General features: G+C 64.7%; 13 protein-coding genes, 1 tRNA gene and 2 pseudogenes. 8 read left to right on the top strand and 8 right to left on the bottom strand.

Translation table 11 applies throughout. The features are described 5' to 3' along the window. The first annotated feature begins 65 nt into the window (after positions 1 to 65). Positions 66 to 602 (top strand): N-acetyltransferase family protein, encoded by a 537-nt coding sequence (locus tag ACVWW6_RS05880; RefSeq protein WP_456680337.1) that lies wholly within the window; start codon positions 66 to 68, stop codon positions 600 to 602. A gap of 87 nt (positions 603 to 689) precedes the next feature. Then, on the top strand, positions 690 to 1,175 hold the full coding sequence (locus ACVWW6_RS05875) for a Crp/Fnr family transcriptional regulator (protein ID WP_011083677.1): 486 nt from the start codon (positions 690 to 692) through the stop codon (positions 1,173 to 1,175). On the opposite strand, the gene ACVWW6_RS05870 is transcribed toward ACVWW6_RS05875, so the two are convergent. After that, complete coding sequence (locus tag ACVWW6_RS05870) at positions 1,114 to 1,941, bottom strand: metallophosphoesterase family protein (protein WP_011083678.1); 828 nt, start codon at positions 1,939 to 1,941, stop codon at positions 1,114 to 1,116. The two genes, ACVWW6_RS05875 and ACVWW6_RS05870, sit on opposite strands and share 62 nt — an antisense overlap. 207 nt (positions 1,942 to 2,148) lie before the next feature. On the opposite strand from ACVWW6_RS05870, the gene ACVWW6_RS05865 reads away from it, so the two are divergent. The 4 genes from ACVWW6_RS05865 (at position 2,149) to ACVWW6_RS05850 (ending at position 4,675) form a co-directional block, all read left to right on the top strand. Then, entirely contained in the window at positions 2,149 to 2,835 is a 687-nt protein-coding gene (locus ACVWW6_RS05865; RefSeq protein ID WP_456680336.1) for a DNA-3-methyladenine glycosylase I, read from the top strand. 303 nt (positions 2,836 to 3,138) lie between these two features. Next, positions 3,139 to 3,432, top strand: coding sequence for a hypothetical protein (locus tag ACVWW6_RS05860; RefSeq protein ID WP_028172575.1), 294 nt, complete (start codon positions 3,139 to 3,141; stop codon positions 3,430 to 3,432). A gap of 242 nt (positions 3,433 to 3,674) precedes the next feature. Continuing rightward, positions 3,675 to 3,902, top strand: coding sequence for a DUF3551 domain-containing protein (locus tag ACVWW6_RS05855; protein WP_028172576.1), 228 nt, complete (start codon positions 3,675 to 3,677; stop codon positions 3,900 to 3,902). A gap of 389 nt (positions 3,903 to 4,291) precedes the next feature. Next, entirely contained in the window at positions 4,292 to 4,675 is a 384-nt protein-coding gene (locus ACVWW6_RS05850; RefSeq protein WP_028172578.1) for an SHOCT domain-containing protein, read from the top strand. Positions 4,676 to 4,738: 63 nt separating this feature from the next. Here ACVWW6_RS05850 and dinB read toward each other — a convergent pair whose 3' ends face one another. Further along, positions 4,739 to 5,839, bottom strand: a complete 1,101-nt coding sequence (gene dinB / locus ACVWW6_RS05845; protein WP_404524728.1) for a DNA polymerase IV — start codon at positions 5,837 to 5,839, stop codon at positions 4,739 to 4,741. A gap of 37 nt (positions 5,840 to 5,876) precedes the next feature. Here dinB and ACVWW6_RS05840 point away from each other — a divergent pair. Further along, positions 5,877 to 5,957: pseudogene (locus ACVWW6_RS05840) on the top strand (tryptophan-rich sensory protein); the annotation flags it as partial. Positions 5,958 to 6,052: 95 nt separating this feature from the next. Further along, positions 6,053 to 6,262 carry a hypothetical protein gene (locus ACVWW6_RS05835; RefSeq protein WP_060909506.1) on the top strand — a complete coding sequence of 70 codons (210 nt, stop codon included), beginning with the start codon at positions 6,053 to 6,055 and terminating at the stop codon, positions 6,260 to 6,262. Between the two features lie 27 nt (positions 6,263 to 6,289). Here ACVWW6_RS05835 and ACVWW6_RS05830 read toward each other — a convergent pair. The 6 genes and pseudogenes from ACVWW6_RS05830 to ACVWW6_RS05805 all read right to left on the bottom strand — a co-directional run bounded on the left by ACVWW6_RS05830 (position 6,290) and on the right by ACVWW6_RS05805 (position 13,508). Beyond that, positions 6,290 to 6,366, bottom strand: a tRNA-Arg gene (locus ACVWW6_RS05830). Positions 6,367 to 6,650: 284 nt separating this feature from the next. Continuing rightward, positions 6,651 to 9,761, bottom strand: coding sequence for a bifunctional diguanylate cyclase/phosphodiesterase (locus tag ACVWW6_RS05825; protein WP_456680335.1), 3,111 nt, complete (start codon positions 9,759 to 9,761; stop codon positions 6,651 to 6,653). 173 nt (positions 9,762 to 9,934) lie between these two features. Continuing rightward, positions 9,935 to 11,020 carry a branched-chain amino acid ABC transporter permease gene (locus ACVWW6_RS05820; protein ID WP_171463731.1) on the bottom strand — a complete coding sequence of 362 codons (1,086 nt, stop codon included), beginning with the start codon at positions 11,018 to 11,020 and terminating at the stop codon, positions 9,935 to 9,937. Next, positions 11,017 to 12,028 (bottom strand): annotated as a pseudogene (locus ACVWW6_RS05815) (branched-chain amino acid ABC transporter permease). The gene ACVWW6_RS05820 and the pseudogene ACVWW6_RS05815 overlap by 4 nt, the downstream one beginning before the upstream one ends. Then, on the bottom strand, positions 12,025 to 12,747 hold the full coding sequence (locus ACVWW6_RS05810; RefSeq protein ID WP_456680334.1) for a branched-chain amino acid ABC transporter ATP-binding protein: 723 nt from the start codon (positions 12,745 to 12,747) through the stop codon (positions 12,025 to 12,027). The pseudogene ACVWW6_RS05815 and the gene ACVWW6_RS05810 overlap by 4 nt, the downstream one beginning before the upstream one ends. Beyond that, a complete protein-coding gene (locus tag ACVWW6_RS05805; protein WP_028172583.1) occupies positions 12,744 to 13,508 on the bottom strand; it encodes an ABC transporter ATP-binding protein in 765 nt (254 codons plus the stop codon). Before ACVWW6_RS05805 ends, ACVWW6_RS05810 begins: the two co-directional genes overlap by 4 nt. Positions 13,509 to 13,678: the final 170 nt, after the last annotated feature.

Raw genomic sequence — 13,678 nt, 5'->3', positions numbered from 1 at the left:
CCAAGCGCTGCGTGCACGGCCTCGGCTAGGTGTGCGGTCCACGCAACCTGCCCAGAGCGTCACGCATGCTACAGCTGTTTCCGGGGGCCGTCGTCGCGCCGGTTGAACTGGCCGAAGCGAAGGGGACGGTCTGCATCAGGGCCGCCAGTGCGTCCGATGTGGAGGACCTGTCGGTCTATTTCACCGGCCTGTCCACGTCATCGCGCAACAAGCGTTTCATGGGGGCGCGCGCCGACCTCGCCGTGGTCGCGGCCGAATGCGTGGCGAAGGCCGACCGTCCCGGTCACTTCACCTTGCTGGCCGAGTTCAGGCAGGAGGGGCAGCGCAACATCATCGGCGAAACGCACTACGCCTACGATGCGGCCGCACGGCACGGCGAGTTTGCCATCTCGGTCGCCGACGCCTTCCAGCGCCTGGGCCTTGGCCTCCAGATGATGACGGCGATGGAGACGCGCGCGATCGATCTCGGCCACGAGATGATCGCCGGCGAGACCGCGCGAACGAATGCTGAAATGCGCGGCCTGGCGAAGAAGGCCGGGTTCAGGGATACCGGGCTCGGCGACTGGCAGTCGGTTCACCTCGCAAAGCACCTGTCGCGATAGCTCTACGCAGGTCGAATTGCCGCGTGGCACGGATCGTGCTCTAGTAATCCCGGCAATGGGTATCCCCAGCGATGGGAGCTTTCGGCGATGCGCGCAGTCCTGGATTATTGCACCGGCGGAACGGAGCGGCAGGTTGCGGCCGGTACGGTCGTCGTCACCGAGGGCGGCACCAGCGGCCATCTCTATGTGCTGATGCAGGGCAAGCTCGAGGTGCTCAAGGGTGAGATGGTGGTCGCCACCGTCACCGAGCCGGGCGCGGTGCTGGGCGAAATGTCGGTGCTGCTGGGCCAGCCGCACACCGCGACGGTCAGGGCCTGCTCCGATGCAATCGTCTACGAGTTCGAGGATGCCGCCTCGTTCCTGAAGCAGGAGCCGGGGGTGGCGCTGCTGATCGCGAAGATGCTGGCGCAGCGGCTCAACGTCGCCAACACCTATCTTGCCGATCTCAAGCGGCAATATGCCGGCCACGGCACGCATCTGGCCATGGTCGGCGAAGTGCTTCAGAGCATGATCAACCTGCCGCCGCTTGAGGTCTCGCCAGGCTCGGATCGGCAATCCGATCCAAGAATGTAAGCCAGTCCGGCGGTGCCTCGACCAAGGCCGCCGGCCGCTTCAGCGGCGCGTCGAGATCGATCCATTGCGCCTCGCCCGCCGCCAGCCAGAACGCCTTGTTGGCATCGAGATCCAGCACGATATGCGTCGGCGGCCGGCCCGGTTGCAGGCCCGCGTTGAAGACCCAGGTCTGGCCCAGCCGGTCGAACCACGAGCCATCGGTGATGAAGGGCGACTGATGCACATGTCCCGAGATCACCATCGACGGCTGATACTGCATGATCCACTGCACCACCTCGACATCGCCGAAGAAGCGCTTGCCGCCCCAGCTCGTCGGCGAATTCGCCGGCGGCGCATGATGCGCCCAGATCCAGCGCTGCGGCCGGCTCGCCGCGGCATCGCGGAGCTGTTCGGCGATGCGCTGCTTGACCAGCGGTCCATCCCACCACGGGCACACCGTGAACAGGGTGTCGCCGATGGTGAGGCTGTCGCCGTCGCAGGCGATCCCCAGCTCGCGCACCTCCGAGATCCAGCGCGAGATCTTCTCGCCTTCCGCGTTGCGCTCGTCGAGGTCGTGATTGCCGGAGCAGATGATCACGCGGGTCTTCCCGGCAAGCAGCGCGAGGTATTTCTTCACCACCACGATCTGCGCGCGAAAATCCACCATCGAGCCGATATCGAGCGCATCGCCGGCGAAGATCACCAGGTCGAATTGCGGCGCCGCGCTGACCAGCCAGTCGAACTGCGGCAGCGCGTAGTGCAGGTCAGCCACGACCAGGCAGCGCATTTGAAATCCGTTCGCGATTGAAATTGTCTGGGAATTCCAAAACGGCAAAAAGCAAGAAGCAGACCAGCACGGCCGCCCCCTCGCGTCAATCCAATGAGCCGGAGCATGCCGCGGCGTATCGCGGCATGCAGGGCATCGGGCGTCGCAGGTCTGGACCGGACCATCGAATTCTGCTGTCGTGGCATATCCTCAATCGCTCGTGTCCGCATGACCCCCTTCAAGACCATTCGTGCCCGCGCCGAGAAGCGCAAGGGCGGCCCCAAGGCGCTGGACAGGCTGATGCCCGACAAGCCCGACCTCAAGCGTCTGGCCAAGCTCGGCGACGACCGCATCCTCGCCGAGATGACCCGGCGGGTGTTTTGCGCAGGGTTTGCCTGGAGCGTGATCGATTCGAAATGGGACGGCTTTGAAGCGGCCTTCCTGCATTTCCAGCCGGCCAAGCTCACCTTCCAGCCGGAAGACTATTGGGAAGGTCTGCTGCGCGATGCGCGGATCGTGCGCAACGGCGCCAAGATCATGTCGGTGCGCGACAACGCCGCCTTCGTCCAGGCGATCGCAAAGGAGCACGGCAGCTTCGGCAAGTTTCTGGCGAAGTGGCCGTCGTCCGACGAAATCGGCCTGCTCGATCTCCTCACCAAGCGCGGCAGCCGGCTCGGCGGCAATACCGGCCAGATGCTGCTGCGCTTCGTCGGCTGGGACGGTTTCGTCACCTCCAGGGACGTCGTGGCCTGCCTGCGCGGCGCCGGCCTCGATATCGGCGAAGTGGTGAAGTCGAAGGGCGATCTCGCAAAAGTGCAGGCGCAGTTCAACGCCTGGGCCGGGGAGACCGGTCTGCCCTACACATATCTGTCACGCATCTGCGCGCTCTCGGTCGGCGAGGTCAGGAGCGAGTAACGGATCAAAAGGCATCAGGAGAAGCCTATCAGGCTGCCCATGATTTGCTCGGCGACGGCGCGGACCGCGACATCCGGATCGTCGAAGCTGCCGATTAGAGCCGCTCACAGGCAGATCGTGGACATCGTGTGGCGAACCCGTGCCGTGAGCGCGGCGGATGAAACTCGCGATCACGAAATACATTTCACCGGAACATTTGTGCGCAGCACCCGTTCGGGAATTTGAGCCAGGCGACACAGGCGCAGGGAACGCCCGTCCTAGCTCAACTCAATGAAACCCGGCACGACAGAAACGGAGCAGCTCATGAAGCTCACATCCGAACAGGTGAAGCAGACCGTCAACCAACTCGGCGCCCAGGTGCTGCCCGACGAGCATCCCGCCATGCCGCAGCTCAACAGCATGTTCGGCGAGCACACCTTCTTCGTCGACGAGACGGGCCTGAAGGTCCTCGAGCCGACCCCGTCGCTCGGCGCCGAGCGCCAGACCGGCGAAGTCGTCAGCCTCGCCGACTGGAGCGATGCCGACCTCACGCGCCTGATGGCCCACGAGCCGGAGCCGACGGGTGTGATCGTCGTGTTCGAGCATGTGAGGCATTGACCATTGCTGGTCGTGAAGGAAGATCAGATCGGCGGGGGAGACCCCCGCCGTGAAGGTGTGACGCCGTCAATTGATACGGCCGCCTTCAAGCAGCCCCGAGCTTGAGATTTTCGCGATAGCGTGGGCGCTTTTCGCCCCAGGTCGCATCAATAAACGCCGCAGCGTCTGGCAAGGGCTTTTACTGGCGGTATGGCCGACGCGTCGCCGATATAATTCGCCTCCATCCATCCATGGAGGTCGAGATGCATCGTGCCGTTCCGATGCTGGCATTGCTTGCCACATTTTTATCCGTTGTATTCTCGGGGCCGGCCCAGGCCGCCGAGGCGGATCGTTACTGCCTGCGTGGTCGCAACTGGGGCTTTCCGGGCAATTGCCAGTTCGCCACACGCCCGCAATGTCTGGCTGCCGCTTCCGGCACGAACGCATATTGCGGCATCAATCCACGCTATGCCGCTCCGCGGCGGCGCTGATCACCCTCAGAGATAAACCGTTCTGCGGTTATCTGCGCGGCAGACGCGTCCAATCAGGAAAGGCACGCTCAGATGCGAAAGCTTGCACTGTTCGTCATCCTGCTCGCGTTCGCGGGAATGTTCCCTTCCAGCGAATCGTATCCTCAGAGCGCGCTTCGGGGTGCGGTCATCGGCGGTGCCGTCGGCGGTCGTCGCGGCGCTGCGATAGGAGCTACGGCCGGAGCGATCGCCGGCGCCCACCGGCGGCATCGGCATTGGCATAGATATTATTGGCGGAACGGCAGCTGCTGGTATCGCTCGAGCAGCGGAAGGTCGCACCGCGTGTCGCATCGGTACTGCCGTTAAGTGGAGCGACGGATCGAGAACGGTAATTCAACGAGGGGATGGCAATGTTCTTCGTTCAAGAGGGGTTCACGTACCGAAATTTCCTGATGGACATGATTGCGATATTCGCATTCGTCGTCTGGTTCTGGCTGCTCATCGTCATCTATGGCGACCTGTTCAGGCGCCACGACATCTCCGGGTGGGGCAAGGCACTATGGGTGCTCGTGCTGGTTCTGACCTCCTACCTCGGCATCTTTGCATACCTCATTACGCAAGGGCGAAGCATGGCCGAACGTAACGCCGAGCAAGCTCAACGGGCGCGCGAGGAGTTGCGGCACATCGTCGGCTTCAGCGTTGCAGACGAGCTTACCAAGCTTGATCAGCTCAGAAAGGCGGGATCCGTAACGGATGACGAGTACAGGCGGCTTCGCACCAGGCTGGTTTCCTAGCCGTCGTTGCGCGCGGCACATTCGGAAGCGATGTTTGAAAAATCCCGTCACCGTCCATCCGGTTCAAATGCCGAAAGTCAGCTGCGGCTCCGGATCATCCCCGTCCTGGAGGGCAGACAGCGATACGCCCAACAGCCTGACACGCTTGGGCAGTGGCATCTCGACTTCGAGCAGGCCGCAGGTCAGCCGCTCCAGATCGTCCCGGCCTGCAACCGGTGTTGGTGCGGACCTGCTGCGTGTGATGATCTCGAAGTCAGCAAATTTGATCTTCAAGGTGACTGTGCGGCCGCGATTGCCGGTCGCCTCGCAATGGCGCCAGACCTTGTCGACGAGAGGCTTGAGCGCGGCGACCAGCGCGTCGAATTCGTCGAGGTCGGCCTGGAACGTGGTCTCCGCGCCGATCGACTTGCGGATCCGGTTGGCCCGCACCGGACGTTCGTCGACACCGCGTGAGATCCAATAGTAATAGGCACCCGCCTTGCCGAAATTCGCGTTCATGAACTCCAGCGTCTGGTTACGCATGTCGCGACCGGTAAATATGCCGAGCGCATTCATCTTTGCGCTGGTCGCCGGGCCAATCCCGTGGAATTTGCCGACAGGCAGCGCCTCGACGAAGGCGGGTCCCATCTCCGGGGAGATCACGAACTGACCGTTGGGCTTGCGATGATCGGAGGCGAGCTTGGCCAGAAACTTGTTGTAGGAGATGCCCGCCGAAGCGTTGAGCCCCGTCTCGGCCTTGATCTTCTCGCGGATCCGCAGCGCGACGTCGCGCGCCAGCGGAATGCCCTGCAGGTTTTCCGTGACGTCGAGATAGGCCTCGTCGAGCGACAACGGTTCGATGATCGGCGTGTGCTCGGCAAAGATGTCGCGGATCTGCCTGGAGATCGCCTTGTAGACCTCGAAGCGCGGCCTGACGAAGATCAGGTCGGGACATTGCCGCTTCGCAGTCACCGACGGCATGGCAGAGCGAACGCCGAACTTGCGGGCCTCGTAGCTGGCGGCCGCGACGACGCCGCGTTCGGCGGAGCCTCCGACCGCGACCGGCTTTCCGCGCAGGTCCGGATTGTCGCGCTGCTCCACGGACGCATAGAACGCATCCATGTCGATATGGATGATCTTGCGGACGGGCGAGGTTTCGCCCGTCACCGTGCCGGAATCGCTCATGGAGAGATGATACAATCGGGCAAGGAGAAGCGCGAGGCGATCGATGCTTTTCGCGCCTTACGCAGCCTGGGTCGCGTTGGCCGGCCTGCTCAATGCGGCCATCTGGCGTTTGAATTGAGGCGTTCAGTCTCGACCAGGTTCAAAGAACAGTCTCAGGCTTGTGAGTGGCAAGCAGGGGCACGCGATCTAATATGAGGGCGCGGAGGACAATCCATGCAATACAGCTCCGAGCTCATTCGCACGATGCGTCAAGCGCTGGAGACCGTGATGGCGAGCGTACCGGCCCATCAATCGGTGTTCGGTCTGAAAGCGGCTGTGGCCGAATGCATCCTGAAGGCCGCCGCACACGGCCAGACGTCCTACGACGGACTGGTCGCGTCCGCCTCGGACCAGATCCAGGCGATGATCTCGATGCTCAGCTAGGCGCTGGCGTGAAGACGGCGATAAGAATGGCGCACCCGACACGATTCGAACGTGTGACCTTTGCCTTCGGAGGGCAACGCTCTATCCAGCTGAGCTACGGGTGCAGTGGGCCTCATTTAGCCGATTGGCGAGGGGTGGGCAACCGCTTCCGCCGTGTTCGGCCACGTTGATTTGCGGGCAATGCGGCCAGGAACCGGCAGGCTGTCGCAGCCAAGCCGTATTGCCGCATAAAGCGCCTGGTCGGCCAGGCCCAGCAGCCGGTCGGGGGTGCCGTCGGCCTCGCCGGGAATGTCGCTGGCGACGCCGACGCTGAGTGTGACGTGGCCGCCGGCTTCCTGGCGCCATGGGCGATCCGCAAGGCCATGACGGCGATGCGGATCTCGCCATCTCAGGCCACCGCCGCCACCGGAACGGCGTGGCTCGGGCCGAACAGCTTTCGCACCTCGCTGGCGGGCTTCGGCGCGCTGAACAGATAGCCCTGCATCTCGGTGCAGCCGAGCGCGCGCAGCAGCTCGCGCTGGGCCTCGGTCTCGACGCCCTCGGCGACCGTGGTCATGTGGCTCGCGGCGGCGATGTTCACCACCGCCTGGACGATCACGGGCGCGCCGCTCGTCTCCGCGATGTCGGCGACGAAGCAGCGGTCGATCTTGATCTTGTCGAACGGGAAGCGCTTCAGATAGCTCAGCGACGAGTAGCCCGTGCCGAAATCGTCGAGCGCGATCCGCACGCCGATCGCGCGAAGCTGGTGCAGGATCGCGAGCGCCGCCTCGTCGTCGCGGATCAGCACGGCCTCGGTGATTTCGAGCTCGAGCCGGCGCGGATCGAGTCCGGAGGCGGCGAGCGCGCCGGCGATCCTGAGCGCCAGCGTGTCGCATTTGAGCTGCACCGGCGAGACGTTGACCGCAACCCGCACATGCGCCGGCCAGGTCGCGGCTTCGTTGCAGGCCATGCGCAGCACCCAGTCGCCGAGCTCGTTGATCAGGCCGGTATCCTCGGCGATCGGAATGAACTCCGCCGGCGAGATTCCGCCGCGTTCGGGATGGCGCCAGCGCAGCAGCGCCTCGCAGCCGGAGACCTCGCCCGAGCGCAGATCGACCAGCGGCTGATAGTGGATCTCGAAGCCGCCGTTCACCAGGGCCTGACGCAGATCCTGCTCCATGGTCAGGCGCGCCTTGGCGCACGCGTCCATTTCCGGCTCGAAGAAGCGGTGGGTGCGGCGTCCCTCGGCCTTGGCGCCGTACATCGCGAGGTCGGCGTTCTTGATGAGTTGGTCGAGATCGTTGCCGTCCTGCGGCGCCAGCGCGATGCCGATGCTGGCGTCGGTGGAGAGCTGGTGGCCGAGACAGTGATAGGGCTGCCGGATCGCCTCGTAGATCCGCGTCACGAAGGACAGCACGTCGGCACGGGACTGGATTCCGGTCTGGATCACCGCGAACTCGTCGCCGCCGAGCCGCGCGATCAGGTCGCTCTTCTTGAGGCAGCCACGGAGGCGGGTGGCGATCGCCTTCAACAGCTCGTCGCCGACGTGATGGCCGAGCGAATCGTTGATGCCCTTGAATTCGTCGACGTCGATGTAGAGCAGCGCGAACTGCCCGCCGTCGGCGACCTTCGCCAGCTCGCGTTCGATCTGCTCGCGGAACAACGTACGATTCGGCAGGTCGGTCAACGCATCGTAGTGCGCCATATGCGCGATCTTCTCGTGGGCGCGCCGCCGCTCGGTGACGTCCTCGACGACATTGATGATGTAGCGCGGCTCGCCTGACTTGTCGCGAATGCCGATCCGGGTCGAGGTGATGTAGCGCCGTCCGATGGTCGGGGTGCTCCAGATGTGCTCATCCAGAAATAGTCCGTCCGGCGATTGCAGCAGCTTGTCGTCGTCCCGGGTGATGATCTCGGCGGCGTCCGTCGGATAAAGGTCGAACGCGGTCTTGCCGACGATCGTCTCGGGGGCGGTGACGAGTTGTTCCTCGGCCACCTGGTTGGCCAGGAGGTAGCGCCGCGTGTGGGCGTCCTTCACGGTGATGCGCGAGGGAATATGGTCGATGATCTCGCGCAGGAAGGTGTGGTTGCGATCGCGCTCCTGTTCCAGGTTGCGGCGCTCGGTGATGTCTTCGATCGTGGCGACCCATCCGCCCTGCGCGAGCGGGGTGTTGATGACCTGGAAGGCGCGGCCGTTGGCGATCTGATGGGTTCTCGTGGAGACCGTGCCTTCGGCGACGGTCCTCATGACGTCGTCGCAAAATTCCTCGACGTCGCCGTCGAACGCGTCACGTTCCTTGCGATGGTACATCGCCTCGCGGATGTGACAGCCGGGCTTGATGACGTCGTGGGAGAGGCCGAACATGTCGGCGTACCGGCGGTTGTAGGTGACGATGTATCCGGCGGCGTCGTACAGGATCAGCCCTTGCGACATGTTGTTCAAGGCCGTGTCGAGCCGCAGCCGCTCCGCTTCGATTCCCTCCTGGGCTTCGCGGTTCTGCCGGTTGATCTGGCGGATGATCAGGAAGAGGATCAGCGCGATCACGACGGCCGAAAGCGCGGCCGTCGTGACCATGAAGCCGGTCTGCTGCCGCCAGTCGGCAAGCGCCGCCGCCGTGGTGTTGGTGGCAACGATGACCAGCGGGAAATGGTTCAGCGACGCGGCTGAGCCAAGCCGCTCCTCGCCGTCGACCGGGCTCCTGACGCGAAGCGTTTGATGGCCGCCCTCGGTCAGCACCTTGTGCATCAGCGGCGCGGTCTTGAAGCTCCTGCCGATCAGCTCCTCGACATGCGGATAGCGCGCCAGCATCTTGCCTTCGCGATCGAACAGCGAGATCGCCGTGCCTTCGGCGAGCGCCACGGATGCGAAATAGTTCTGGTAGCTGTCCGGATCGATCCGCCGGACCATCGCACCGACGAAGGTGCCGTCCGGCAGGCTCAGCCGGCGTGCGACGACCGTGGTCCATTTGCCGATGATGAAGCTGCGGACGGACTCCAGCAGCACCGGTTCGGCCATCGGGTCCGATTTGAAGGTCTGGAAGTAGGCGCGCGAGGAGATGTTGATCTTCGGCAACGGCTGGGCCCGCGACCAGTTGATCAGTTCGCCGTCGGCATCGTAGATCGCGATGTCTCCGAGATAGGAGACCGAGCTGACCTTGCTGCGCAGCATCTGGTTTGTGGCAGGTCCGTACATGCGCTCGCGGAACATCCCGGGCGAGGCGATGCCCGGCAGGTTCATCTGCCCGATCAGATCGGCGGCGACGACGTCGGAATCCTCGAATTGCTGATCGAAATGCCGCGCGATCAGCTGCACCGTGTTTTCCAGCTCGCGCTCGCGGTTGGTGAGGGTTCGCTCGCGGAATTCGCCGACGGCCATGGCGGTCACGGCGAAGATCCCCGCGACCAGCAACACGCCGCACAGGGTCAGCCACAGGACAGGACCACGCCGCGCCAAGGCCGCCCAGCCGTTCTTTGCGGCTAAGGACATTCCGGCTGCCACCGTGGAAAAGACCTGGCGCATTCCCCCTCCCTGGAGGAACATGAATACACCGCACAAATGGCCCAAACCTTAGGAAAGCCGGTTACCTGAGCATTAATGCGGTTGCACGGCCCGGCCGCATGCAGCTGGGCGGGAATCGCTCCGCGGTTGCGCGATGCGCGTAACAATCGCTGCGCTGCATCACTAACGGCAGCTTAATGCGAGGCGCCCGCGCTCTTGTCACCGCCGCCACTCCGCAGCCGTCCGACCACGCCGGTCGGGAAGAAATAGACGCTGGCAATGAACAGCAGCCCGAGCCACAGCAGCCAGCGGTCGGGATGCAGAAGTCCCGGCAGCAGCGGCAAGCCGGCTTCCGACGCCGCCTTGGAGGCGACGCCCATCAGCGACTGGAGATAGTTCTGCGCGAGGATGAAGATGGTGGCGCCGATGATCGCGCCGTAGATCGTGCCCATGCCGCCGATCACCACCATCAGCAGGATGTCGAGCATGATCGAGAAGCTGAGCGAGGTGTCGGGGCCGGCGTAGCGCAGCCACAATGCGTTCAGGATGCCGGCGCTGGCGGCGACGAGGGCCGCGAGGCAGTTGGCGTAGGTCAGGTGGAACACGGTGCGGAAGCCGAGCGCCTCGGCGCGAAAACGGTTCTCGCGGATCGCCTGCAGCACACGGCCGAACGGCGAGTTCACCACGCGCAGCAATGCGAGGATCATCAGGGCCGAGATGGCGAGCACGAGGTAATAGGTGAGAATGCGGCCGTTGACCTCGAAGCCGAACAGGTTTCTGGAGATCAGCACCGTGCCGGGGCGCAGCAGTTCGGGCAGCTGGAAGCTGCGGCCATCCTCGCCGCCGGTCAGCCAGGACAGCTGCGAGGCCAGCACCTGGAAGGCGGAGGCGACCGCCAGCGTGATCATGGCAAAGAAGATCGCTGCGACCCGCAGCGAAAACAGTCCGATCGCGAGCGCGAGCAGGGCCGCCAGCGGCAGGCCGACGACGATGCCGGTTGCGACCGCGGCCCAGTTCGGACCCATCCCGTACAGCGCGATCGCGATCGCGTAGCTGCCGATGCCGTAGAACATGGTGTGGGCGAACGACACCGAGCCGGTATAGCCGAGCAGCAGGTCGTAGGAGGCGACCAGCGCGGCGAAGACGCAGATCTTGGCCGCAACGTTCAGCGCCTTGGCACCGGGAAACAGGAACGGCGTCGCCGCAAGCGCCAGGATGATGAGGACGAGGACGAGCGTGAGAACGCGGCTGCGCGGCGGATCGCCTGAGAGGATCATCATCGGCTGGTCACCGCATAGAGGCCGCGCGGCCGCCACATCAGAATGGCGACCATCAGCAGGATGTTGGAGACGAGGGCGAGTTTCGGCACCAGGAAGCCGCCGTAATTGGCGACCATCGCCACCAGGATCGCGCCGATGAAGCAGCCGCCGATCGACCCGAGCCCGCCGATGATGACGACGATGAAGATCAGCACGGTGAGGTCGTCGCTCATGGAGGCGTGGACCTGCTCGCGATAGAGCGCCCACATCACTCCGCCGAGGCCTGCGAGCGCGGAGCCCGTCATGAACACGCCGAGGAACAGGCGGCGGATGCGATAGCCGAGCGCCTCGACCATCTCGCGGTTCTCGACCCCGGCGCGGATCAGCAGGCCGAGCTTGGTGCGGTTGAGCACGAGCTGGATCGCGATGAAGACGGCAAGGCCGATCAGCGTCGCCAGCACGCGGTACTTGGCGATCGCGACGTCGCCGAGGATGAAGGAGCCGCCGCAGCGAGGTGGGCAGCGGCATCGGGATGATCTGCGGCCCCCACAGCGCATAGAGCGTCTGCTCGGCGACGATCAGGCCGCCGGTCGTCATCAGGATCTGCTTCAGATGCTGGCCGTAGACCGGCAGGATCAGCACGCGCTCGACGACCAGGCCGAGCGCGCCGGACACCGCCATCGACAGCAGCGCAGCCGGCGCCAGCACCGCGAGGTTCATCCAGAGCGAATCGGCCTGAATGGACGCCGCAAACGGTGCCAGCACCAGGGTTGCGACATAGGCGCCGACGGCGATGAAGGCGCCATGACCGAAATTGAGCACGTCCATCAGGCCGAACACCAGCGTCAGCCCGGAGGCCATGATGAAGATCATCATGCCCATGGCGAGGCTCGCGGCGGTCAGCGTCAGCCAGGTGCTGGGCGAGCCGACCAGCGGGATCACCAGGAGGGCGAGCGCGATCGGCAGCAGGATCGGCGCGATGTCGCGCTTCGGCTTCGGCAGCGGATCGTTTGCGGCAAGTTCTGTCACTGATGCGCCTCCAGGCTCAGGCCGAGCAGCCGCTCCTGCAGCGGCACGTCGGCGGCGAGCGCCGCCATCTCGCCGCGATGAACGATGGTGCCGTTGTCCATGACCAGCACGTTGTCGCCGAGCTCGCGCGCGGCAAAGAAGTTCTGCTCGACCAGGAGAATGGTGGCGCCCTTGCGCTTGATCTCCTTCAGGCACTCGATCAGCGCCATGACGATGGCGGGCGCCAGCCCCTTGGTCGGCTCGTCGATCAGCAGCAGCTTGCGCGGCTCGATGATGGCGCGCGCGATCGACAACATCTGCTTCTGTCCGCCCGAGAGGCTTCCCGCGCGCGACAGCCAGAATCGGCGCAACGCCGGGAAGAAGCCGAAGATCCAGTCGAGCTGGGCGTCGTCGAGCGGCCCGTCGCGGGCCGCCAGCACGAGGTTCTCCTTCACCGTGAGATCGGAGAACACCGCCATGCTCTCGGGTACGTAGCCGACGCCGAGCCGGGCGATGTCGGGCGTGGCGCGGCTCTCGATGCGCATCCCGGCGAGGCTGATCTCGCCCTTCGAGGCCTGCCACAGGCCCATGATGGTGCGCAGCGTCGTGGTCTTGCCGGCGCCGTTGCGGCCGAGCAGCATCGTGGTCTGTCCTTGCGGGACGATGAGATCGATGCCCTGGAGGATGTGATAGCGGCCGATATGGGTGTGCACGCCGGAGAGTTTCAACAGCTCGGTCATGCGGCGCTCTTCGGTGCGATGCCGAGATAGGCCTCCTGCACGATCGGCGAGGCGATCACTTCGGCAGGTACGCCGTCGGCGACGAGCTGGCCGTTATGCAGCACGATGATGCGGTCGGCCAGCGAGCGCACCACGTCCATCTTGTGCTCGACCAGGAGAATGATCTTGCTCCTGTCCTGCTTGAGCTGCGCGATCAGGTTGAGCACGACAGGCACCTCGTCGATGCTCATGCCGGCGGTCGGCTCGTCGAACATGAACACCTTCGGCTCCAGCGCGATCATCAGCGCCACCTCCAGCTTGCGCTGGTCGCCATGCGACAGCGCGGTCGCGGCGACGCCGCGGCGGCCACCGAGCGCGACCTGGTCCAGGATGGCGTCGGCGCGCGCGATCAGGTCGCGGCGGACCATCCACGGCCGCAGCATGTCGTAATGGGTGCCGTTCGCCGCCTGTACCGCGAGGCGGACGTTCTCTTCCACGGTGAGGTTCGGAAACAGGTTGGTGAGCTGGAAGGCGCGTCCGAGGCCCGCGCGGGTGCGCAGCGGCGCGGAATGCTGGGTGATGTCGGTGCCGTCGAACAGGATGCTGCCACTCGATGCGCGTAGCTGGCCCGAGATCAGGTTGAAATAGGTGGTCTTGCCGGCGCCGTTCGGCCCGACGATGGCGGTGAGCTCGCCGGGGCGGAACGTACAGGAGACGTTGTTGACCGCGACGTGGCCGCCGAAGCGGATGGTGAGGTCGCGGGTTTCGAGAGAGAGCGTCATTCGATGTTTCGACCGAGTTTGGCGAATAAAATGGAGATGTATCCGCGATCACGCTGCGCTCCCTCCCCCGCTTGCGGGGGAGGGTTGGGGAGAGGGTGTCTCAGCAATCGAGAACCCCCGAGCGAGAAGAGCCCCCACCCGGCCTCCCCCGCAAGCGGGGGAGGTGAAGC

This window comes from Bradyrhizobium sp. USDA 3311 (genome assembly GCF_054062495.1).
Note: the sequence above shows the minus strand (reverse complement) of the source record. Positions and strands in the feature narration are given on the sequence as shown.